Below are 22473 nucleotides of genomic sequence, written 5' to 3'. Positions count from 1 at the left end.
GTTCATCGGGTGCAGCGTGACGAGGGCCCGGTGCCGCACATCTCCGGCTACATCACCGTCGTGCAGGAGAGCCGCTTCCGGCTCTCGACACTGGACGGGCGGTCAATCCTCTTCCTGCTCGACCGCCGCGCGTCGATAGAGCCGCAGGACCTTCCTGCGCTACTCTCGCCTCGGCGCGTGCGGGTGGATTTCGCGGAGGCACCGAAGCGCAAGGCTCTCGCGGCGCTCGACGTCCGGGCGGAGGCGGCGGCGTGACGGCGGGGCGCACCCGCGGACGCGCCCGCCACTTCCTGCGGAACTGGTCGCTGCCGAAGCAGATGCGCGGCGCGGACCATCGCACCGACGCCGCGCGAAGCGATGTGTCGGACCGCCTGCGCCCGCGCCTCGACCAGGCCGATGACGTCGGCGTCAGCGTCTGCCCCTACTGCGCCGTCGGCTGCTCGACGCTGATGTACGCCAAGGAGGGCCGGCTGATCCACGTCGAGGGCAACCCCGAGAGCCCGATCAACGAAGGCACCCTCTGCCCCAAGGGCGCGACGCTCTTCAGCCTGCACGCGAGCCCGACGCGGCTGACCAAGGTGAAGTACCGGGCGCCATACTCCACCCAATGGCAGGAGGTGCCGCTCGACTGGGCGATGGAGCGCATCGCGCAGCGGGTGAAGCAGACGCGCGACGAGACCTTCGTCGAGGCGCTGCCGGACGGAACCAAGGTGAACCACACGCTGGGGATCGCCTCGCTCGGCGGCGCGACGCTGGACAACGAGGAGAACTACCTCATCAAGAAGGTGCTGGGCGCCGGCCTCGGCATGGTCTTCATCGAGAACCAGGCGCGGGTCTGCCACTCGAACTCCGTGCCCGGCCTCGGCGCATCGTTCGGGCGGGGGGCGGCGACGATGGCGCAGTGGGACCTCGCCAACTCGGACTGCGTGCTGATCATGGGCTCGAACATGGCCGAGGCGCATCCGATCGCCTTCCGCTTCGTGATGCAGGCCAAGGAGCGCGGCGCCAAGGTCATCCACGTCGACCCGCGCTTCACCCGCACCTCGGCGCTGGCCGACATCCATGCCTCCATCCGCACCGGCACCGATATCGCCTTCCTCGGCGGCGTGATCCGGCACCTCCTCGAGAACGACCTCTGGTGGCGCGACTGGGCGCTGCCCTACACCAACCTCGCCACCATCATCGACGAGCGGTTCCAGAGCCCGTCCGAGCGCGAGGACGGCCGGTTCTCCGGCTGGAACGACAAGAAGAACGCCTTCGACTACGACAGCTGGCAGTACGAGGGGATGGTCGTGCCCTCGGCCCTCTCCGAGCACTACCTCAACACCGCCGAGTCCTTCTCGGAGATGACGACCCGGCTGACCGACGCGCCTCCCAAGCAGGACCCGACGCTGCAGCACCCGATGTGCGTCTACCAAATCCTGCGCCGGCACTACGCGCCCTACACGCCGGAGATGGTCGAGGAGGTCACGGGCTGCCCCAAGGACCTGTTCCTGAAGATCGCCGACACCATTGCCGACGCCTCGGGACCGGAGAGGACCGGCGCCATCGCCTATGCGGTCGGCTGGAACCACCACACGGTCGGCGTGCAGATGATCCGCTCGGCGGGCCTGGTGCAGTCGCTCCTCGGCAACGTCGGCCGGCCTGGAGCCGGGATCATCGCGCTCCGCGGCCACTGCTCGATCCAGGGCTCGACCGACATCCCGACGCTCTACAACATGCTGCCCTCCTACCTGCCGCAGCCCAACGCCTTCAAGCCGCAGGCCAGGCATTACGACCAGTTCCTCGACGACGAGACGATGCCGACCGGCTGGTGGAACAACTTCCCGAAGTACATGACCAGCCTGCTGCGCGCCTATTACGGCGACGCGGTCGGCCCGCATAACGAGTGGGGCTACCAGTGGCTGCCGAAGATCGTCGGCGACCACAGCCAGCTCGCGCTCACGCTGGCGATGAACGACGGCGTCGTGAAGGGCCTGTTCCTCATGGGCCAGAACGTCGTCATGGGCGGGTCCAACAGCCAGATGATCCAGCGCGGCCTCGCCAAGCTCGACTGGCTGGTGGTGCGCGACACCGACATGGTCGAGGCGGCAAACTTCTGGGAGAAGGGCCACCCCGTCCGCAACGGCGAGATCCGTCCCGAGGAGATCGGGACGGAGGTCTTCCTGATGCCCGCCGAGCTCGCCGGCGAAAAGGGCGGCACCTTCACCAACACCCACCGCCTGGTGCAGTGGCACGACAAGGTGGTCGACGGCCCCGGCGACAGCCGCTCCGAGCTCTGGTTCACCTACCACCTCGCCCGGCGGATGAAGGCGCTCTACGAGGGCAGCGACCGCGAGCGCGACCGGCCGATCCAGGCGCTGACGCTGGACTACGACGTGGTGAACGCCCGCGGCGACATCGACGGCGAGGACGTGCTGAAGGAGATCAGCGGCTACACCTGGCCGGAGAAGCGGCAGCTCGGCGGGTTCAAGGAGCTGAAGGACGACGGCTCCACCGCCTGCGGCTCGTGGCTCTACTCGGGCTGCTATCCCGGCTTCAACAAGACCCGCGAGCGCAAGGCCGACGGGCCGGACGGCCCCGGCAGCCATCTCGGCTGGGCCTTCGCTTGGCCCGACAACCGCCGCAACCTCTACAACCGCGCCTCCGCCGACCCGGAGGGGCGGCCCTGGTCGGAGCGGAAGCGCCTCGTCTGGTGGGACGAGGCGAAGGGCGAATGGCAGGGCACCGACGCCATCGACTTCGAGCCCGAGAAGCGCCCCGACTACCGGCCGAACTGGGAGGAGGGCGCGACCGGCATGGACGCGATCAGCGGCGCCGAGCCCTTCATCATGATGCCGGACGGCCGCGCCGCGATCTACTCTCCCTCGGGCCTCAAGGACGGGCCGCTGCCGACGCACTACGAGCCGGTGGAGAGCCCGGGGCGCAACCCGCTCTACGCCCAGCGGCAGAGCCCTGTTGCCAAGATGTTCGCCCGCGACGACAACCCGCTGCACGACTCCCCGGACCCGCGCTTCCCGCACGTCCTCACCACCTACCGCCTGACCGAGCATCATTGCGGCGGCACCCCCACCCGCGGCGTCCCCCACACCGCCGAGCTGCAGCCCGAGGGCTTCGCCGAACTGCCGCCGGAGCTCGCGGCCGAGCTCGGGGTCGAGACGCTGGACTGGATCGTCATTTCGACCGCCCGCGGCGCCATCGAGACCCGCGCGATGGTGACGGAGCGGCTGCGCCCGCTGCGCTTCGACGGCCGCTGGATCTACCAGGTCGGCATGCCCTGGCACTTCGGCTGGGAGGGGGAGGCCACGGGCGACATCGCCAACGTGCTGACCGCCGCCGTCGGCGACCCCAACACCTCGATGCACGAGAACAAGTCGCTCACCTGCGCGGTCCGCGCCGGCCGCCTGCACCGGAGGATCGCCGCCGAATGAGCTTCGACCTGCCGCACGAGGCCCGCAAGACGGCCGGCACCGAGATCGAGCCCGGCCGCGCCTACGGCTTCTTCACCGACACCTCCGTCTGCATCGGCTGCAAGGCCTGCGAGGTCGCCTGCAAGGAGTGGAACCAGCTGCCGGCCGAAGAGGACGGCCTCTCCGGCCTCAGCTACGACAACACCGTCGACCTCTCCGCCACCACCTGGCGCCACGTCGCCTTCATCGAGCAGATGGACCACCGCCCCGACGGCGAGACGCCGGAGTTCCAGAGCCGCTGGCTCATGTCGTCCGACGTCTGCAAGCACTGCGACCCCGCCCCCTGCCTCGAGGCCTGCCCGACCGGCGCCATCTTCCGCACCGAGTTCGACACGGTCGTGGTGCAGCAGGACATCTGCAACGGCTGCGGCTACTGCGTCCCCGCCTGCCCCTTCGGCGTCGTCGACCTCGACGACGTGGACGGCAAGGCGCACAAGTGCACCATGTGCTACGACCGCCTGAAGGGCGGGATGGCGCCCGCCTGCTCCAAGGTCTGCCCCACCGACTCGATCCAGTTCGGCCCGCTCGACGAGCTGATCCCCCGCGCCGAGGACCGCGTGGCGGAGCTGCACGAGCGCGGCACCACCGACGCCTACCTCTACGGCGCGCCCGGCCACCCCGGCGCGACCGGCGGCATCGAGAAGCTGAACGCCTTCTTCCTCCTCCTCGACCGCCCGGAGGTCTACAACTTCCCCGCCGCGCCGACCCGCCCGGCCAACCGCATCGCCCCCGCCCTCGGCACCGGCCTCGCCGCCTTCGCCGGCCTCGCCCTCGTCGCCGCGACCCTGCTCGGACCCCGCCGATGACCGTGCCTTCCTTGCTCCCGAAATATCCCCGCCGGAGGCACGGCCCGCAGGGCCGTCTCGACCTCTCCGACGCCTGGCACGGCCAGAGCTATTATGGCCAGCCTGCGCTCAAGAACCCGCAATGGGACTGGAAGGTCAGCGGCTACATCGCGGTCGCCGGGGCGGCCGGAGCGGCGCAGGCGCTGTCGTTTCTCGGTTCCCTCCGCGACCGAGAAGTGTTTCGCGGCGCCCGCCGCAACGCCAACCTCATCGGCCTAGCCGGTGCGGCCGCGGGCTCCGCGCTGCTGATCGCCGACCTCAAGACCCCGAAGCGATTCTACAACATGCTCCGCATCCTGCGACCGACCTCGCCCATGTCGCTCGGCACCTACATCCTGGGCGCCTTCGGCGTCACGACTGCCGTCTCGGCCTTGGGTGATCTTGCCCCAATGCGCCGTCGGCCGGCGCTCCGGCGTGTGGCTGACGTGGCGCAGGCCGGCGCGGCACTCAGCGGAGCGGGGGCGGCAACCTACACCGCCGCGCTGATGTCCGCCACATCCAACCCCTACTGGGCTGCGGCGCCGCGTGGGCTCGGCGCCCAGTTCGCCACCTCCGCCGTCGCCGCCGGCGCGGCCGCCCTGGCGCTGGGCGAGCGAGCCGGTGGCCGCAGCGGGAGCGCGCGGCGCCTCGAGGACGTCGCGGCGTGTGCTGCCGCCAGCCATGTCGTGGCGAGCCTCGCAGCGTCCGCGGGCCGTCGCGCGTCCGGTGTCGGTCCGGGTCCGGGCGAAGGCGGTCAGCCATCCGGATCGACCAAGGCGGTCGTCATGGGCGCGCTGCCGCTCGCCGCCTATGCCATGGGCCGCGCCAGTCGCAGTCCCCCGCTTGCCGTGAGTGCATCGCTGGCGCTCATCGCCGGCAGTTTCCTCCTCCGGCATCACATGCTCGAGCAGGGCAAGCGGGCGGCGCGACGGCCCGCGACAGGCTTCCGCTTCGCGCAGCCTCACAATCTGCCGCGGCGGCGGCGCCTTGACCGGAGCGGCTGATGGATGCGGATCTGGCAAGCCTCGCCCGTGAGGCAGTCGCGCGGCTGGAGCACGTGCTCGCGCGTGGTTCGGACGTGACGCATCGGGATGCCCGCGCCGCGACCTTGTCGGTGATCGACGTACGCGACCGCGTCCTCTCATATCACCGCGATGGCAGAGCGACGGACGGCTGTCTCGACCGCGCCAACTCCATGCTCAGCATGGCCTACGGTGCGGAGTTCCCGCTGAGCGGACTGCACCGGCGACGCTTCGAGCAGGTGCGGGACGGGATGCGCGCCCTGATTGACGAATAGCGGTCGCTCAGTTTGTGCGGCCGAGGGGGTTTACGGGGCCGCCGCCCTCGTCCTCATCGGCGCCGCTGCCGAAGCGCCCGTCCTCGGAATAGACATCCTCGCCCGCGGGAATCGATCGAGCGCTCTCGCTGATGTTCGCGTTGTCGCGCCGATCGTCCATCTGCACGTCGAGCGGGACATCCGTCAGCTCCAGCAGCCACGCCTCGACCTGGTCGCCGGCGTCGGCGCGCGAGGTGTCGGAGATCCGTGCCACATAGTCGGTGAACCGCCCACGATCGCCATCGATCTCGATCAGGTCCGCCTCGTCCGCATCCGGCCAGCGATCCTCGATCGCCGGAAAGAACGAGGGCCAGTTCCGCGCAAGCGCTTGCCACTCCATGCTGTCCTCCAGGTGGTGTTCGGGGGACCAATGCCGGCTGCGCGCGCAGGTTCCTTGTCGTGACCCGCCGGCAGATCAGCCGGCCGTGAGGACGAGGTCCGCCGACGTACGCGAGCGGAGCACGAGCCGAGCGTTGCGCATGTCGTTTTCTTCGGCCCGGCGTCGCGCGGCGTCTGGCGCCAGCCCGTGATCGAGCCACCGCTGCACCAGGCGCTGGAGCAGGACGGCCTCGGACACGTCGAGGAATATCGACAGGTCCCACACCTCCGACAGCGTCCGCCAAGGCTCGGCATCGAAGCAAAGGTAGTTGCCCTCGAAGACCACCACCTCGTGCCGCGGCTCGACGACCACGCGACCCGCCACGGCGATATCGCGCGCCCGGTCGAAGGCGGGCAGCACGACCTCCGCCTCGGTACGGATGCGCCGGACCGACGCGGCGAAACCGTCCGCGTCGAAGGTCTCGGGTGCGCCCTTGCGCGCGAGGAGGCCGCGGCGCTCGAGCACGATATTGTCGAGGTGAAAGCCATCCATCGGCACGAGGATGGCGCGCTCGCCCAGCCGATCCACCAGTCGTTCGGCCAGAGTCGACTTGCCTGACGCCGGTGGCCCGGCAACGGCGACGAGCGTGCGGCCCGCTGTCCGGTCGAGTGCACCGATGCGGCGTACGATCTCGTCCAGATGATCCATGGCGGGCTGGGGCTCAGGCCGCACGGATCGAGGTTCCGGCGACAGCCGTCTCGGGCGATCTGAAAAACCTGCGGCGCATCGCGACTCCAGCGTCCCTGCCTCGCTGCATCGGCGTCACCATAATCGACACGCGGACGAATCGCGAGGCGTCAGCGCTCGGCGGCGCCCTCAGTCTGCTCGGCAGAACGCGCCCAGAGGTTGATCGCCTCCTCGTCCGCGTAACGGTCGATTTCCGCCAGCTCCGTGTCCGTGAACTCCAGGTTCCGGATCGCGCCGACACAATCGACGATCTGCTCCGGACGCGAGGCGCCGATCAAGGCGCTGGTCATGCCGCCGTCGCGCAGCACCCAGGCAATCGCCATCTGCGCCAGCGTCTGGCCCCGCGCCTGCGCAACTTCATTCAGCTTGCGGATGTTGGCGATGGCGCGCTCGCTCAGCATCTCCTGCCGGAGCGAGCCGCGTGTCCTGGCCCGGCTATCTTCCGGCACGCCGTCGAGGTATTTCGAGGTCAGCATCCCCTGCGCCAGCGGCGTGAAGGCGATCGAGCCGACGCCGAGTTCGGCCAGCGTCTGCTTCAGCCCGTCCCGCTCCAACCAGCGGTTCAGCATGTTGTAGCTCGGCTGGTGGATCAGGCAGGGCGTGCCGAGGTCGCGCAGGATCGCCACGGCCTCGCGCGTGCGCGCGGAATTGTAGCTGCTGATCCCCGCATAAAGCGCACGTCCCGAGCGCACGATGTGGTCGAGCGCGCCCATCGTCTCCTCGAGCGGGGTCTCGGGGTCGAAGCGGTGCGAGTAGAAGATATCGACATAGTCGAGGCCGAGCCGCTTCAGCGACTGATCACACGAAGCGATCAGGTACTTGCGGCTGCCCCATTCGCCATAAGGCCCCGGCCACATGTCGTAGCCGGCCTTCGACGAGACGATCAGCTCGTCGCGATAACCCGCGAGGTCGGTCCTCAGGATCTCGCCGAATGCCTCCTCTGCGCTGCCGCGCGGGGGGCCGTAGTTGTTGGCGAGGTCGAAGTGGGTGATGCCGTGATCAAAGGCGGTGCGGACGATCGCCTGCTTGCGCTCGTGCGCCGTGTCAGCGCCGAAATTGTACCACAGGCCGAGCGAGATCGCCGGGAGCTTCAGCCCCGAATTGCCGCAACGGCGGTAGACCATCCGCTTGTAGCGATCGGGATCGGGTTCGTAGCGCATCTGTCCTCTCTCGCCTGGGCGGCCGCCTCAGCGCGTCGAGACGCTTAGGCGGTCCGAAGCGCTGCGCCCGGCGCGACGGCAAAGATGGACCTCGGGCTCGGGCGTCTCGAGAATGTCGAAGCCCGCGCTGCGCAGCATCGCCTGCGTACACGCCGCATTGGGAACCCACCAGTTCGTCGGGTCGCCTGCATAGCGGTGTTCCACGAAATGCATCTTGGGATAATCCGGCGCGTCGAAGTGGCCGACTTTGTCGAAGTCATAGTCCTCCGCGACCGGCGCGACGCTATCGGGGCCGCGCTGCATCGTCTGGAACAGCATCAGGTCGTCCGCGACGTGGTCGTGGATCAGGTCCAGCGCAAGCAACGGGTGGCGGAGGTGGTAGAGCACGCCCATGAAGATCACGAGGTCGAAACGCTCCCCGAGCTGGCCCACGTCGTAGACGGTCATCTGCCGGAACTCAATCTCGGTCCCGGTCCGTTCGGCGACGAATCGCGCCTGCCGCAGGTAGTGCGGGTCGGGCTCAAGCGCGACGACGCGGCCGGCCCCGCGCCGCTTCATCTCTAGCGAGTAGAAGCCGGCGTTGCAGCCGATGTCGAGCACGCTCGCCCCGTTGAGGTCGTCAGGCAGGACATGGCGGAACCCCTCCCACTTGAAGGCGGGATAGTCGCCGAGAAAGTGGTCGGGCGCGGTCGCGACGCCGCCGATGTCGAGGTTGTGGAACCACGGCCCCAGCTCGCGGATCTGCTCCTTGAGTCGAGGGTCCGCCATCACTTGCCCGCCGTGGCGGCCATGCGCTGCTCGGGCGCAGGATCATGCGGGTGCGAAGCGACCTCGGTTGACCGGAACCACTCGATCGTCTCGCGCAGACCGTCCCGCAGCGAAACCGTGGGCTCCCATCCCAGCAGCTCGCGCGCGAGCGAGATGTCAGGGCAACGGCGGCGGGGGTCGTCGGTCGGCAGGGCCTCGTGGCGCACCGCATTTCGTGCTCCGACGAGGTCGGCCACAATTCGGGCGAACTCCAGGACGCGGTGCTCGTCCGGGTTGCCGAGGTTCACCGGCCCCTCGTGCGGCAGCCGCGCCTCCATCAGCGCCATCAGGCCGCGCACGAGGTCGGAGACGTAGCAGAATGAGCGCGTCTGTTCGCCAGTGCCGTAGATCGTCATCGGCTTCCCAGAGAGCGCCTGCACGATGAAGTTCGACACGATGCGGCCGTCGTCCGGCTGCATCCGCGGCCCGTAGGTGTTGAAGATGCGCGCGACGCGCACGTCTACGCGTCCGAGCCGCAGGAAGTCGAAGCAGAGCGCCTCGGCCGCGCGCTTGCCCTCGTCGTAGCAGGCGCGCGGGCCGGTGCAATTGACATGACCGGAATAGCTCTCGGACTGCGGATGCTGTTCCGGGTCGCCGTAGACCTCGCTGGTCGAGGCCTGCAGGTAGCGCGCCCCGCGCGCTTCGGCGAGGCGCAGGAGGTTGAGGCTGCCGACGACGCTGGTCGTCATCGTGTGGATCGGATCCGCCTGGTAGCGCGGCGGCGAGGCGGCGCAGGCCAGGTTGTAGACCCGGTCGACGCGACCGCGGAGGCCCAGCGGCTCGCAGACATCCGCCTCGAAGAGCCGGAAGTCCGGCGATGATTCGAGGCTACGGATGTTGCGCCGCGAGCTGCTGACGAAGCTGTCGACGCAGATGACCTGATGTCCCGACGCGATCAGCGCCTCGCAGAGGTGCGAGCCGAGAAAGCCCGCGCCTCCGGCCACGACCGAAACGTACGGCGCACCGTTGCCGTTCGAGATGACCGTGCCATTCTGCATCCTAGCCATTCATCTTCCTTCCGCTCGTCTGCCGCCGGGGACGGCTTCTGCCGCGTGCCGGTGTTCCGTGTTCGTCGCGCCGACCTTCAGGAGGTCGAGCAACTCGCGCGCGCGGGCGTGGCCGGTGTGATGCTCCAGCACGCGCTCTCGCGCTGCCTGGGACATCGCGTGCCGCGCCGCCTCCGGGGTCCGGGTCAGCGCCGCGACCACGTCTTCGGGCCCATGTGCGAGGGCGAGCGCCTCGCCGTCGGGCAGGAGCGAGTCGAGCCCCTCCCACCAGTCGCTGACGATCGGTGTGCCGCAGGCCGCTGCCTCGAAGAGCCGCACGCTCGGCGACCATCCGGCGGCGATCATGTCCGCGCGCGTCACGTTGAGCGTGAAGCGCTGCCGGCAATAGAAGGCGGCATGCTCCTCGGGCGGCACGTGATCCAGCCGCTCCACGTTTTCCGGCCAGTCGATGTCGCCCGGATATTGCGGCCCCGCCACGACGAAGCTGAGGTCGGGCAGGCGACGTGCCGGCTCGATCAGGAGCCGCTCCAGCGTCGGCTGCCGGTCGGGGCTGTAGGTGCCGAGGTAGCCAAGATCCCAGCGCATCTCGCCGCCTGTCGGGCGGTATCGCGTCTCGTCGACCGAGCAGTAGAGTGCGGCGGCGCGGCGCGCGCCGAACGCGCGCTCGAGCCGGTCGAGAATCGGTCCGCCGGTGAAGGAGAGGTAGACGTCGAAGCCCGGGATCTGCCGCCGTGCCAGATACTCCTCGTCGCCCCTCCCGAGCTTCGCCAGCGTGACCGGCGTGTCGATGTCGTAGAATGCGCTGCGCCGGGCCAGGCGCTGGACGAGGTCGATCACCGCCGGACCATCCGGCACATAGGAGCCAACGATGACGGCATCGGCGGCCGCAATGTCGCTACCGTGGTCGCGCTCGAGTTCCTCAAGGTCGCCGTAGTAGGCGAGGCGACAGAACTCGGGCGCCGCAAGATCGCGGTGCGCCGCGTACCACGGCACGTCGCGCTCCAGGAAAAGCACCTCGACCCCGAGGCGATCGAGCCCGCGCAGGAGGGCGCGGTAGGTGGTCGCGTGGCCGTTGCCCCACGACGAGGACAGCGACAGGCCGAGGATGACGAGCCGGGTCATACCATCGCCTCCCGTCGGGCGCGGAGGTCGCGGAAGACGGCCGCCGCCTGCTCGGCGCGGCGGGCGTAGGTGTGGTCGCGCAGCACGCGCTGGCGCGCCCGCTCGCCGATCCCGGCCGCGCGCTCGCGCGTGAGACCTCTCATGATCTCCACCACGTCGTCGCCGTCACGTGCGACAAGCACCTCTTCCCCCTCGTCGAGGAACTGCCCGAGCCCGGTCCAGGCGTCGGTGATGAGGCAGGCGGCCGCGCCCGCCGCCTCGAAGATACGGGTGGGAGGGGAGAAGCCGGTCTCGGCCATGCTGGCACGGTTGACATTCAGCACCGCCTTGGCGCTGGAATTGAACGCGTTGTGGCTGATGGTTGGAACGTGGCCGATATAGCTGACGTTGCCCGGCATGGGCTTGTCCTGCCAGCCCGACCCGCCGAGCAGGAAATGCGCGCCGGGCAGCCGCAAGGCCGGTTCGAAAAAGAAGCGCTCGACCCGCTCTTCGCGGTCCGGCAGGCGGTTGCCGAGGAAGTTGAGATCGGCGGCGAACTCCGGCTCGGGCGGCACCGGGTGGTGCGTCGCGGGGTCGAGCGCGTTGTAGATCGGCACGCAGGCACGCGCGCCGAGGGCAATGTAGGCGTCCACCACAGGCGCGCCGCCCCCGTAGGTCATCACCGCGTCGAGGTCCGGCAGCGCCCGTCGCAGCGGGTGCGCCGCGTCGCCCCGCATCTCCGCCAGGGTCGCGGGCGCGTCGACATCCCAGAAGATGCGCGTGGCGCCGGGGCGCGCCGCCGCCATCACCGCATCAAGCAGCGCCTCATCCTCGAAGCCCACGCCGCTCGTCTTTACGACGATGTCGGCATCGGCGGCGCGTGCGGCCGCGGCGTGCAGCGCGGCCATCGTGCCGTCGTAGACGACGACCTCGCACCAGTCGGGCGGCTCGATGTCGCGGTTCTTCTGCCGGTCGTAGACGTCGGGTTCGTAGAAGGTGATCCGGTGCCCTTGTTCGGCCAGCGCCTGCAGCAGACCGCGGTAATAGGTCGCCGCACCGTTCCAGTAGGAGGAGAGAAGGCTGGAGCCGTAGAACGCGATTCTCATGCCGTCGCCTCCGCGATGGCCAGCGCCTCGCGCACATGCGCGGTCCCGTGCCGCGCGAGGATCTCCAGCAACTCATCGACACGGTGGCGGCAGGTGTGCCGCGCGCGGATCGTCTCGAGACCTGATGCCGCCAGCGCGGCGGCGAGATCTCGATCCTGCAGCACGTCCCGGAGGCGGCGCGTCATCTCCTCGCCGTCCCGTGCCACGAGATAGTCGCGCCCCTCGCGGAACAGACCCTCGCTGTCGCTCCACGGTGCCGAGATCAGCGGGATGCCGCAGGCCATCGCCTCGAAGGGCCGGATCGTGGGGATGCCCGGCAGAGAGCGCACATAGGGCCGCCGCGGGATGTGCACAGTGACGCGGTGGCGGGCAAAGGCGGCGGGAACGTCGGCATTGGCGATCCAGCCGCCGTAGGCGAGCCGTGTTCCGGCCAGCGCGTCGAGCGCCTCGGGCGGGTATCTCACACCGCGCACGGCGCCGGTGAGGTCGAGCTTTCGGGCGGGATCGATCAGGAACGCACCGATCTCGCCGCTGCGCTCGCCGTCGCCCCAGTTGCCGATCCAGATGAGGTCGCCCGTGCGCTCCGCCTTGGGATCGGGCCGGAATAACCGGTCGTCTGCAGCCTCGTGCCAGGTGAAGACGCGTTCGCCCCAGCCCGAGGCGAGGTAGCGCTGCCGCAGCGTCTCGCCGAAGGCCAGAATCCCGTCGTAGTCCTGCAGCATCAGGTCTGCGATCGAACGCTCGGCCGACACAGCCCGGTGATGGGTGTCGTGGAAGAGTAGGGTGAAGCGGCTGCCGCTCCGCCGCGCCCGGCCCAGCCGCTCGACCAGCCCAGGGTCGGTCCATTCGTGCACGACGACGACGTCCGACTCGCTCGCTGCCGCCTCATGGTCGAAGGCGTCGTCGTAGGTCTCCGACCGCAGCCCGGGAAAGTTGTGTCGGAAGCGAGACAGCGCAGCATCGCCCTGGTCGGCGACGAGGTTGCGGCGGCTCCATCCGTCCTCCGGCTCAAGCGCGCGCGCCTCATGGCCGCGCGCGATGAGGTCGCGCATCACGCCGCGCAGGAAGTGCGCGTTGCCGTGGTTCCAGTCGGAGACGAGGGAATGGGTGTAGAAGAGGAACTTCATGTGGCTCACATGCTGACCGCAAGAGGGTGTATGGCGCCGGCCGCGGCATAGGCGTCCAGCACCTGCGCCACCTGCAGGTCCGGTCGGAACCGCGCGGCGCGTTCGAGGGCGCGGCGGGACAGGTCCGCGCGCAGAGCGCCGTCGGTCGCCACGCGCGAGACCGCGGCGGCGAAGGCTTGGGCGTCGCGAGGCGGCGCGAGGACCGCGGCCTCCGACCAGAGTTCGCGGTAGGTCGGTATGTCGGAGAGGATCAGGGCCGCCCCGCGGCTCGCCGCTTCCAGCGCGACCAGGCCGAATGGCTCGTAGAGCGACGGCGAGACCAGTATCGCCGCCTCCGCCAGAAGCCGCGTCGCCTCCGCGTGCGGCACCTCGCCGAGCGTCTCGACGTGCGGCATTCGGACCCGCTGGCCCTGGCCCTCTTCGATCGCTCCCGCCGCGACGACAGGCCACTCGACCCGCCGAGCCACCTCGTTGAGCAGGGCCGCGTTCTTGCCCTCGTCCCACCACCGCGCGGCGGCCATGACGAAAGGCCGCTTTTCGGCCGGCGCCGCGGGTGACGTAGCGTTGTGAACGACGCGGAGCCGGCCGATCCGTCCGTAAATGCGCGTGAGCGCCTCGCCGTGGCTCCGGCTCGGAACGAGCACGGCATCGGCGGCAGCGAGGCCCCTGCGCTCGCGCTCTCGGTGCCATTGCCACGCTTCCGGAAGGGAGGTGCCCTTCACGGCCTCCCACCAGGTGGCGAGGCAGGAATGGGAGGCCACCACCAATCCCGTCCCTTCGGGCAAAAGGGGACGCAGTTGCGCCGCATGGGACGGCAGGTTCAGGTGGACAAGGTCGACCTGCCGCTCACGCGCCAGCCGGGCGAGCGCCTCGGGCACCGCCGCAAGCGCCTGCTCATCCTCCGCCATCCAGTCGAGCGGCTGGTCCAGCCAAACCAGCGTCGTCCGTTGGATCGCCGCCACCTCGGCCCGCTGCGCGTCGGACGGCGCCGGGCCCAGCCCCGCCAGCACGACCTCGCTTCCGTGTGCCGAGAGTGCCCGAGCGAGGTCTACGGCATGGCGCCAGACTCCGCCGACGGCGTCGAGCGTCATCAGCATCCGGCGCGGCGCCGTCATGCCAGTGACCTCGCATCCTCCCGCGTGATGCGGCGCCGCGGCTCCAGCCATTTCGCGAGGTCGCGTATGCCGTCGCGCCAGGCGACCTGCGGTGACCAGCCGGTGGCTTCCCTCAGCCGCCGCGTGTCGGCGACGAAGTAGAGCTGATCCCCGGCGCGCCAGTCGCCGTGGGCAACATGGGGCTCATGCCCGAGGATGCGACCAATCTCGCGCAGCACCATCTGCAGGCTGACCGCGTTGTGCGTCCCGCCGCCGAGATTGAAGGCGCGCCCATTCACTGACCCGATCTTGTCGAGCACCGCGCGGTAGGCGGCCACCGCGTCACGCACGTGCAGCACGTCGCGCACCTGCTTCCCGTTGCCGAAGACGTCGATCCGCCGTCCGTGCATCGCGCTGATGAGGAAGTGGGCGACCCAGCCTTGATCCTCGGTTCCGAACTGCCGTGGGCCGTAGACGCAACTCATGCGGAGCACAGCCGCCGGGACGCGGTAGGACTTGGCGTAATCCAGCACATACTGGTCGGCGACGCCCTTCGAGCAGCCGTAGGGTGTGCAGAAGTCCAGCGGCCGGCGTTCATCGACTCCGTGCGCGCGCAGCGCCTTGTCCTCGGGGATGTAGCGGTCGTCCATCTCGATCATGGCGAGATCATCCAGCGCGCCGTAGACCTTGTTCGTGCTCGACAGGATCACCGGAACCCGCCGGTTGAGGGCACGCACGACCTCCAGCACGTTGAGCGTGCCGCGGGCGTTGGTTTCGAAGTCGTCCACCGGGTCGGCAAGGCTGGTCGTCACCGCTGTCTGCGCCGCTAGGTGGAATACGGCGCTGGCGTCCGACAGGGCAGGGGCCAGCGCGTGCCGGTCGCGTATGTCGACCAGCGCGGGATGCACCCGTGTTCCGTGCCGCTCGATCAGCCATTCGAGGTTTTCCTCGACGCCTGGCCGCCGCAGCGCGTCCGCCACGACAACCTCGTGCCCGTCCGACAGGAGGGCATCGGCAAGATTTGAACCAATGAAGCCTGCGCCGCCGGTGATCGCGACGGGATGGGTCCGCTGTCCCAGCGCCGGCGCGGCGACGGTGGCAAGCCCGCGGAGCTTGGCGATGCCACCGTCCGCGAGGAGGCGCCCCAGCAGCTTTGGCCGGCCAGAGGACTCTACCGCTCCGAGGTGATAGTGCCTCGGGTCGAACCAGAAACCTTCCTGAACCGCCACGTCATGGGGCACGTCGCGCCAGCTATACCAGTAGAGGCGGTCCGCAGGCGCATCGAGCGCCGCGAGGAAGTGGCGCACCTGCTCCACCTCGTCGTTGCGCCAGGTGGAATAGCCCGCCTCGGTGATCCAGATCTCCGTCTCGGGCTTGTAGCGATCGAGGATCTCGCGCATCTCCGCGATATGGGGACCCCAGCCGCTCCACGAGCCCTCGTCGCTCTCCCACGTGCCGGGAAAGCCGTGCAGCCCCACCGCGTCCATGACGTCGAGTAGCCCGCGCTCGCCCATCAGGTTGAGCCAGTAGGGGTCGAACGGGCTCGGCCCGCCCAGGACGGTGCGCCAGCCGCGTTCGCGCGCCCAGTGCGCCGCCGCGCCCACCATCTCGCAGAAGGCGTAGTATTCAGTGTCCGCCCGCCAGTCCCAGTCGAGCAGGTTGTTCGGCTCGTTCCAGAGCTCGACCTCGCGAAAATGCTCGCCGTAGCGCGTCAGCACGATGTCGATGAAGTCGGCGTAGTCCTGGAGGCGTCGCGGCGCGCCGCTGGTGCGGCCGTTCCGCGACAGCGAGGGCGGCGTGTAATGCACGCATGGCAGAAGCTGCAGGTCCCGCCCGACCTTGGGCAGCAGCCAGTCGTACCAGTCCTGACCTCCGGCGGCATGGAACTCGGCCCACGACAGGTGGGTGCGCAGGTAGGTCGTCCCGGAGGCGACGAGGCCCTCCAGAACCTGCTCGGTGCGCTCGTACTCGCCCGGACGGAACCAGTCGACGAAACCGAATGCGGGCTCCTTGGCGGGAGCGCTTTTCATGAAACGAGGCCCCGCGCCTCGAGGTGGCGCCGCATGTCGGCGCTACGGTCGGTCGCGCCCTCGCCGGCGACCCAGTCGGCCAGCTCGCCCAGCGTGTCCTGCAGTCGGAAGCGCGGCTCGAAATAAAGCAGATCTCGCGCCTTGCCGATGTCTGCGTAGCAGTTGCGGATGTCGCCGGCGCGGGCCTTGTTCATGATCTCGGGCTCGATCCCCAGGTCCATCGCCGCGGCCAGCAGACGGGCCACCTCGGCGATGCTGTAGGCGTTGCCGCTTCCCACGTTGATGACCTCGCCGGCCGCGCGTGGCCGCTCGAGCGCGAGGCGAAAGGCAAGGGCGACATCGCGGACATGCACGAAGTCCCGACGCTGCGCACCATCCTCGAAAATCAGCGGCGGCTGTCCGTTAGCGAGGCGCGAGGCGAAATTCGCGAGGACGCCGGTATAGGGGTTGGAGAGCGCCTGACCTGGCCCGAAGACGTTAAAGAGGCGCAGCGCAGCGGCGTTCATCCCATAGGCCTCGCCCACCAGCAGGCACGCTCGCTCCTGTGCGAACTTGTTGAGCGCGTAGATGGAGGCGAGGTCGACCGGCTTGGTCTCATCCGTCGGAACAGGCGTCAGGCGCGCATCTTCCGGACCGACCGGGTCCCAGAGCCCGAGCTTGACCTGCGCCGCCTTGCGCCGGGCATTGCCGACGCGGGTGCCGTCCGCCGTCTCGTAGAGGCCCTCGCCATAGACGCTCATGGACGAGGCGACGACGAGCGTCTCGACCGGATTGTCGATCAGCGCCTGCAGCAGGTTGGCGGTGCCAAGCTCATTGACGCCGACATATCGCTCGATCTCGTACATGCTCTGGCCGACACCGACCTCGGCCGCCAGATGGATGACGGCGTCGACGCCACGCACCGCCTTTGCGACGGCATCGGCATCGCGAATGTCAGCATGGATGAAGTCGACCTCGCCGCCGTCCTTGCGCGCGCCTGGCCCGTGGACCTGTTCGATCAGGGCGTCGAGAACGCGGACGTCATAGCCGTTTTCCCGAAGTTCCCTGATGACATAGCGGCCGATGAACCCATAGCCGCCCGTCACGAGCACCGTCTTCATCCCCACCCCTCTCGCACACAATTATCGCTTCCGCATCCGAGCGTTGCGGTTGGAGCAACAACGATGATGCTCCTGAATGGTTCCTGCTCCAGCCATTTCCCCCGGGCGCGGCCCGGAACGGCGACACGTCCAGCGCGTTCGAGTGAAAATCGCGATCAGGAGGAAACGATGTCCGAAGCAGTGACCACGACCGACCATGACCAGATCCGCAAATGGACGGAGGCGCGCGGCGGCTATCCGGCCCACGTCAAGGGCACCGGGGAGGGCGGGATCCTCAGGATCGAGTTTGACGAGTCCGACGAGGACCTGGAGAAGATCGAGTGGGACCGCTTCTTCGATCTGTTCGAGGAGAACAAGCTCGCCTTCCTCTATCAGGAGGAGACGAAGGGCGGCGGCACCAGCCGGTTCAACAAGTTCGTTTCCCGCGACTGACCGCGTCCGCATAGATCGCGTCGATGGCGTGGGCCACGTCGATCAGGCGCTCCGCCTCCGCGTCGTGGCCCTCGCCTGCTGCCAGCCGCCGCGCCCAGTCGGCGGCCGCACGCCCGCCCCAATCGTCCGGCGGCGTGCAAAGCGTCTCGACTGCGGTGCCGCGGTAGCGCGCCGTCTTGAAATCGTAGAACGACCCGCCGACGTTGCCGAGGCGGACGCCACCCGCAGTGCCGTGGAAGGCTGCCGATATCTCGGCATCGCGGCCGATGGGCAGGTTCCACGAGCAGGCGAGCCGCACGACGCACCCGCCACGAAGGCGGAGCGTGGCGACCGCATAGTCCTCGACCTGTGCCGCCGGATCAGCCAGCGGCGCGCCCTGCGCCATCAGGTCCGACTGCACGTCCTCGACGGCCGGAAAGTCGAGCAGCCAGAGCGCGAGGTCGACGAGGTGGATTCCGAGGTCCATGACGCAACCGCCGCCGGAAAGGCGCGGGTCTCGGAACCACGGCTTGTCCGGCCCATAGGCGTTGTGGAAGACGAGATCGGCAGCATAGACGCGCCCGATCTCGCCGCCGCGGACGATCTCGGCGATCCGGCGCATGCCGTCCGTGAAACGGTAGGAGAAATCGACGCCCAGCAGGCGGTCCCGGTGGCGCGCCAGGTCGACCGCGGCGCGCGTCTCGTCCTCCGTCCGGCCGAGCGGCTTTTGACAGAATACGGCGGCGCCGGAGTGCAGCGCCTGCAGCGTCTGGTCCGCATGCAGGGCGCTCGGCGTCGCGATGACCACGCCGTCGACGCCGAGGTCCAGCACCTCGTCGAGTGACGCCAGCACGTGTGCGTCGGGCGCGAGCGCCTGCGCCGCGCTCGCCGCCTCCGGGTCCGCATCCACGATCGCGACGGCCTCGACGGCGCCCGTGGCGAGCATCGCTTCCATCCGGTGCCGGCCGATCCAGCCGACGCCGACGAAGCCCAGCCGCGGACGCGTGCTCACAGCGCCACCCAGGCCTTGAGAAAGCCGTCGGGCCGGTCGCGCGTATCGTTCAGCGCATCGCCCAGCCTCTCCAGCGGATAGCGCCGCATCGGCAGCGCGCTCAGGTCGAGCCGGCCGGCCCTGACCGCCTCCACCGCCCGCCGCACGCCATCGACATAGATCGCCGGGTCCCGCTCGTGCGCGTTCACCACGTCGAGCCCGCGCCAGTTCCAGAGCTGCATGTTCACCTGCCGCGTTTCCTGGTGATAGCCGGCGATGACGAGGCGCCCGCGCTCGCGTGTGATCTCGCCGGCGAGATCGAGCGGCCACTGCAGGCCGGTCGCCTCGATGACCCGGTCGCAGAAGTCGCCGCCTGTCAGATCGCGCACCCGCTCGATGATCTGCCAGTGATCGTCGAGCGCGAGCGTCTCGACCGCGCCCATCTCGCCAGCGATCCGCAGCGCCGAGGGCCGGCGCGTGATCGCGATGACCCGCGCACCGGCCTCGGCGGCGAGCCGGGTGAGCAGGGCGCCGAGAAAGCCCACTCCGACGACCGCCACCGTCTGGCCCGCGCGGATGTCGCTCCGCGCGAAGACGTTCATCGCGCAGCCGAGTGGCTCGCCGGGGAACGGCATGGTGCCGAGTTCGTCGGTCAGCGGCACCACGGCACCGGCGGCGGCGATGTCGTATTCGGCGTAGGCATTGTAGCTGAGCGCCGCCACGGGCTCGCCGACAGCAAGCCCGCTTACGCCCTCGCCGAGCGCGTCGATGACGCCCCATCCCTCGTGTCCCAGCGCGCCGGGGGCGGTGGGAAACTCCATCCAGTCCGGCCCCGCCCAAGGCCCGAGGTTCGAGGCGCAGACGCCACAGCCATTCAGACGCACCCGCACCTGGCCGGGGTTCGGCTGCGGGACCGGCACCGTCCGAACCTCCACCTCGCCCGGACCCGTCACCACGGCGGCCCGCATTGTGGCGCTGGCGTCGCTCATCGTCCCTCCGCTCCTCCTTTATCCGCGGCGGATGTGACGCATGGCGCGCCGAATGGCCAGACCCGCTTGCCGTGTCGGTGGACATTCGATGCCGGGGCGGTCTCAAATGCGCTGCGGACCCGCCGGGGAGGGCACATGGCCAGCAGCAGGACCGACGTGATCAGGGATCTCTACGAAGGGCATTCGGAGCGCAGCCACCGGTTCCGCTACGCGCTGATCGCCTTCGACGTCCTGACGATCGTGTTCGTCGTCGCCACGTCCTTTACGCCAAGAGGGCCGGTCCTCCTGGTCCTCGACATCCTGTTCGGTCTCGTGATCCTTGCCGACCTCGTCGCGCGCTTCGCCATCGACAGGCGAAAAGGGCGATTCCTGCTGCATCCGGTGACGCTTGCCGACCTTGCGGCCACGGTGTCGTTCCTCGCCCCGATGCTGGGCGAGGGGGTGGGCTTCCTGCGTGTCCTCCGCACGCTGAGGCTGCTGCACAGCTACGCATTGCTGTCGCGCCTCAGGCGTGACTTCGGATTCTTCCGCCGCATGGAGGAGGTGTTTCTGGCAACGGTCAACCTCCTCGTCTTCCTCTTCGTGATGACCGGAATGATCTATGCGACGCAGCACCAGACAAACCCGGACATCGCGAACTATGCCGACGCGCTCTACTTCACGGTCACGACGCTGACCACGACCGGGTTCGGCGACATCACCTTGGACGGAACTGGCGGGCGTCTCCTGTCGGTCGCGGTGATGATCTTTGGCGTCACGCTCTTCCTGCGGCTGGCGCAGGTTCTTTTTCGCCCGAGCAAGGTGCGGCACGAATGCCCCCGCTGCGGTCTGATGGTGCATGACATCGACGCCGTTCACTGCAAGCATTGCGGCGTGACGCTGCACATCGAGACGGATGGCGTCTTCTAGGCGCGGCGGGTGAAACCTTGCGGCGCCGACGCGGGTTCCTGCGCCACGCCGGCATGCGGAACGGGCGCAACGGGACTGAGGGGAGCATCGGGTGAGCACAGGACTTCTTGCGCTGCTGGACGACGTGGCGGGCCTGGCCAAGGTGGCCGCTGCCTCGGTGGACGACGTTGCCGGACAGGCGGCCAGGGCGGGCGTGAAGTCGGCGGGCGTGCTGATCGACGACGCGGCCGTTGCGCCGCGCTACGTCGTGGGCTTCGCCGCCGCCCGCGAACTGCCCATTGTTCGCAAGATCGCGGTCGGCTCGCTCAAGAACAAGATCTTTTTCCTGCTGCCCGCGGCGCTGGCGCTGAGCGTGCTTGCGCCCTGGGCGATCACGCCGCTGCTCATGCTGGGGGGCGCGTACCTCAGCTATGAGGGTACCGAGAAGATCTATGAGGCACTCTTCCCGCACGAGGCGCACGAGCATGAGGCCAAGGTCGTGCCGAAGCCGGCCGACCCTTCGGTGCTGGAGGACCGGAAGGTCGCGGGCGCCATCAAGACCGACTTCATCCTTTCGGCCGAGATCATGGCGATCACGCTCTCCGCGATTCCGGAGGGCGGATTCTGGAGCCGTGCGGCCGTCCTGGCGATTGTCGGCGTCGGGGTCACCTTCGTCGTCTACGGCGCGGTCGCGCTGATCGTGAAGGCCGACGACATCGGCGTCGCGATGGCCGCCAGCCGCGCAAAAAATCTGCTGGGCCGGATCTCCCGCGGGATCGGACGCGGCCTCGTCGTGGGCATGCCCCACTTCCTCAAGCTGTTGGCCGCGGTCGGAACGGCAGCGATGGTCTGGGTCGGCGGCGGCATCGTCGTCCACGGTCTGGAGGAGTTCGGAGTGGACGGCATCGAGCACGTCCTGCACGATGCATCGGAATGGGTGGCGCACCGCGCGCCGGTGGTCCCCGGTTTCGTCGGCTGGCTGGTGACGGCGGCAGGCTCGGGCGTGGTGGGGCTGATCCTCGGCGCGTTGCTGATCCCGGTCGTCGGGCGCATCGTCGCGCCGCTCTGGAACCGCCTGTCGCCGGCGAGGGCGTCGGGCGGCGCGCACTGAGTTCGCGTCAGCTCGGGCTCATCCCGCGCAGGCGCTCGGACCGGCGGCGCAGCACCTCGACTGTGGCGAGCAAGAGGATCGACACCGCCACGAGGATCGTCGCGACGGCTAGGATCGTCGGACTGATCTGCTCGCGCAGGCCGATGAACATCTGCCAGGGCAGCGTCTTCTGCCCCGCCGAGCCGACGAAGAGCACGATCACCACCTCGTCGAACGAGGTGATGAAGGCGAAGAGGCCGCCCGAGATCACGCCCGGCAGGATCAGCGGCATCTGCACCTTGAAGAAGGTCCGCACCGGGTCCGCCCCCAGCGACGCCGCCGCGCGTGTCAGCGAGCGGTCGAACCCGACCAGTGTCGCCGTCACCGTGATGATGACGAAGGGGATGCCCAGCGCCGCATGCGCCAGCACCACGCCGAGGTAGGTGCCCTGCAGGCCGACCCGGCTGTAGAAGAAGTACATTCCCGCTGCCGAGATGATGAGCGGCACGATCATCGGCGAGATCAGGATCGCCATGATCGCCCGCCGCCCTGGCACGTGCGGCTGGCTGAGCCCAATGGCGGCGAGGGTGCCGAAGGTCACCGCGAGGAGCGTCGCCGCCGGCGCGATCAGTACCGAGTTTCTGAGCGCCTGCTGCCAGTCGGAGTTGGTGAAGAAGTCGCGGTAGTGCTCGAGCGAATAGCCTTCGGGGTCGAGGCGCAGCATCTCGGGCGTGAAGGTGAAGAAGTCCTGTTCGTTGAAGCTGAGCGGAATGATGACGAGGATCGGCGCGATCAGGAAGAAGAAGATCAGTCCGCAGATAACGCGGAAGGCGTAGTGCCAGATCCGTTGGCCGGTCGAGGCGTATGGCGGCAGCG

General features: G+C 69.0%; 21 protein-coding genes and 1 pseudogene. 8 read left to right on the top strand and 14 right to left on the bottom strand.

Features of this window, described 5'->3' with window-relative positions; genetic code table 11:
- Nucleotides 1-9: 9 nt before the first annotated feature.
- Genes JM664_RS02560 through JM664_RS02540 form a run of 5 tightly spaced genes read left to right on the top strand, consistent with a single transcriptional unit; the run spans nucleotide 10 to nucleotide 5591 of the window.
- Nucleotides 10-255 (top strand): hypothetical protein, encoded by a 246-nt coding sequence (locus JM664_RS02560; RefSeq protein ID WP_227418321.1) that lies wholly within the window; start codon nucleotides 10-12, stop codon nucleotides 253-255.
- Nucleotides 252-3431, top strand: coding sequence for a formate dehydrogenase (fdh, locus tag JM664_RS02555; protein WP_227418320.1), 3180 nt, complete (start codon nucleotides 252-254; stop codon nucleotides 3429-3431). Before JM664_RS02560 ends, fdh begins: the two co-directional genes overlap by 4 nt.
- Nucleotides 3428-4276: a 4Fe-4S dicluster domain-containing protein gene (locus tag JM664_RS02550; RefSeq protein WP_227418319.1), complete on the top strand. Its 849-nt coding sequence runs from the start codon at nucleotides 3428-3430 to the stop codon at nucleotides 4274-4276. The genes fdh and JM664_RS02550 overlap by 4 nt, the downstream gene beginning before the upstream one ends.
- Complete coding sequence (nrfD, locus tag JM664_RS02545; RefSeq protein WP_227418318.1) at nucleotides 4273-5298, top strand: NrfD/PsrC family molybdoenzyme membrane anchor subunit; 1026 nt, start codon at nucleotides 4273-4275, stop codon at nucleotides 5296-5298. Before JM664_RS02550 ends, nrfD begins: the two co-directional genes overlap by 4 nt.
- Nucleotides 5298-5591 carry a hypothetical protein gene (locus JM664_RS02540; RefSeq protein WP_227418317.1) on the top strand — a complete coding sequence of 98 codons (294 nt, stop codon included), beginning with the start codon at nucleotides 5298-5300 and terminating at the stop codon, nucleotides 5589-5591. The genes nrfD and JM664_RS02540 overlap by 1 nt, the downstream gene beginning before the upstream one ends.
- A gap of 7 nt (nucleotides 5592-5598) precedes the next feature.
- Here JM664_RS02540 and JM664_RS02535 read toward each other — a convergent pair whose 3' ends face one another.
- From JM664_RS02535 to JM664_RS02485, 11 genes are all read right to left on the bottom strand, one after another.
- Nucleotides 5599-5970, bottom strand: a complete 372-nt coding sequence (locus JM664_RS02535; protein WP_227418316.1) for a hypothetical protein — start codon at nucleotides 5968-5970, stop codon at nucleotides 5599-5601.
- Nucleotides 5971-6045: 75 nt separating this feature from the next.
- Nucleotides 6046-6657: a nucleoside/nucleotide kinase family protein gene (locus tag JM664_RS02530; RefSeq protein WP_227418315.1), complete on the bottom strand. Its 612-nt coding sequence runs from the start codon at nucleotides 6655-6657 to the stop codon at nucleotides 6046-6048.
- Between the two features lie 149 nt (nucleotides 6658-6806).
- Nucleotides 6807-7856 carry an L-glyceraldehyde 3-phosphate reductase gene (gene mgrA / locus JM664_RS02525; protein ID WP_227418314.1) on the bottom strand — a complete coding sequence of 350 codons (1050 nt, stop codon included), beginning with the start codon at nucleotides 7854-7856 and terminating at the stop codon, nucleotides 6807-6809.
- 27 nt (nucleotides 7857-7883) lie between these two features.
- Nucleotides 7884-8624, bottom strand: a complete 741-nt coding sequence (locus JM664_RS02520; RefSeq protein WP_227418313.1) for a TIGR04290 family methyltransferase — start codon at nucleotides 8622-8624, stop codon at nucleotides 7884-7886.
- A complete protein-coding gene (locus tag JM664_RS02515) occupies nucleotides 8624-9670 on the bottom strand; it encodes a UDP-glucuronic acid decarboxylase family protein (RefSeq protein WP_227418312.1) in 1047 nt (348 codons plus the stop codon). Before JM664_RS02515 ends, JM664_RS02520 begins: the two co-directional genes overlap by 1 nt.
- Nucleotides 9671-10792, bottom strand: coding sequence for a CgeB family protein (locus JM664_RS02510; protein WP_227418311.1), 1122 nt, complete (start codon nucleotides 10790-10792; stop codon nucleotides 9671-9673).
- A complete protein-coding gene (locus tag JM664_RS02505) occupies nucleotides 10789-11877 on the bottom strand; it encodes a CgeB family protein (protein ID WP_227418310.1) in 1089 nt (362 codons plus the stop codon). Before JM664_RS02505 ends, JM664_RS02510 begins: the two co-directional genes overlap by 4 nt.
- Nucleotides 11874-13004 (bottom strand): CgeB family protein, encoded by a 1131-nt coding sequence (locus tag JM664_RS02500; protein ID WP_227418309.1) that lies wholly within the window; start codon nucleotides 13002-13004, stop codon nucleotides 11874-11876. The genes JM664_RS02505 and JM664_RS02500 overlap by 4 nt, the downstream gene beginning before the upstream one ends.
- Before the next feature lie 5 nt (nucleotides 13005-13009).
- Nucleotides 13010-14119, bottom strand: coding sequence for a glycosyltransferase family 4 protein (locus JM664_RS02495; RefSeq protein ID WP_227418308.1), 1110 nt, complete (start codon nucleotides 14117-14119; stop codon nucleotides 13010-13012).
- Nucleotides 14116-16128, bottom strand: coding sequence for an NAD-dependent epimerase/dehydratase family protein (locus JM664_RS02490; protein WP_227418307.1), 2013 nt, complete (start codon nucleotides 16126-16128; stop codon nucleotides 14116-14118). The genes JM664_RS02495 and JM664_RS02490 overlap by 4 nt, the downstream gene beginning before the upstream one ends.
- On the bottom strand, nucleotides 16125-17228 hold the full coding sequence (locus JM664_RS02485; protein WP_227418306.1) for an NAD-dependent epimerase/dehydratase family protein: 1104 nt from the start codon (nucleotides 17226-17228) through the stop codon (nucleotides 16125-16127). Before JM664_RS02485 ends, JM664_RS02490 begins: the two co-directional genes overlap by 4 nt.
- Before the next feature lie 168 nt (nucleotides 17229-17396).
- Here JM664_RS02485 and JM664_RS02480 point away from each other — a divergent pair, with 168 nt between their 5' ends.
- A complete protein-coding gene (locus JM664_RS02480) occupies nucleotides 17397-17660 on the top strand; it encodes a hypothetical protein (protein ID WP_227418305.1) in 264 nt (87 codons plus the stop codon).
- Here the strand turns inward: JM664_RS02480 and JM664_RS02475 are convergent.
- Both JM664_RS02475 and JM664_RS02470 read right to left on the bottom strand, forming a co-directional pair.
- Nucleotides 17635-18651 (bottom strand): Gfo/Idh/MocA family protein, encoded by a 1017-nt coding sequence (locus JM664_RS02475; protein ID WP_227418304.1) that lies wholly within the window; start codon nucleotides 18649-18651, stop codon nucleotides 17635-17637. The genes JM664_RS02480 and JM664_RS02475 overlap by 26 nt on opposite strands.
- Nucleotides 18648-19619 (bottom strand): MDR/zinc-dependent alcohol dehydrogenase-like family protein, encoded by a 972-nt coding sequence (locus JM664_RS02470; RefSeq protein ID WP_227418303.1) that lies wholly within the window; start codon nucleotides 19617-19619, stop codon nucleotides 18648-18650. The genes JM664_RS02475 and JM664_RS02470 overlap by 4 nt, the downstream gene beginning before the upstream one ends.
- A 135-nt stretch (nucleotides 19620-19754) precedes the next feature.
- On the opposite strand from JM664_RS02470, the gene JM664_RS02465 reads away from it, so the two are divergent.
- Both JM664_RS02465 and JM664_RS02460 read left to right on the top strand, forming a co-directional pair.
- Complete coding sequence (locus tag JM664_RS02465; protein ID WP_227418302.1) at nucleotides 19755-20528, top strand: potassium channel family protein; 774 nt, start codon at nucleotides 19755-19757, stop codon at nucleotides 20526-20528.
- Between the two features lie 91 nt (nucleotides 20529-20619).
- On the top strand, nucleotides 20620-21618 hold the full coding sequence (locus JM664_RS02460; RefSeq protein ID WP_227418301.1) for a DUF808 domain-containing protein: 999 nt from the start codon (nucleotides 20620-20622) through the stop codon (nucleotides 21616-21618).
- A gap of 7 nt (nucleotides 21619-21625) precedes the next feature.
- Here JM664_RS02460 and JM664_RS02455 read toward each other — a convergent pair.
- Nucleotides 21626-22471 (bottom strand): annotated as a pseudogene (locus JM664_RS02455) (ABC transporter permease); the annotation flags it as partial.
- Nucleotides 22472-22473 lie beyond the last annotated feature (2 nt).

The sequence above is a fragment of the Roseitranquillus sediminis genome, assembly GCF_016918935.1.
Classification (GTDB): domain Bacteria; phylum Pseudomonadota; class Alphaproteobacteria; order Rhodobacterales; family Rhodobacteraceae; genus Roseitranquillus; species Roseitranquillus sediminis.
Note: the sequence above shows the minus strand (reverse complement) of the source record. Positions and strands in the feature narration are given on the sequence as shown.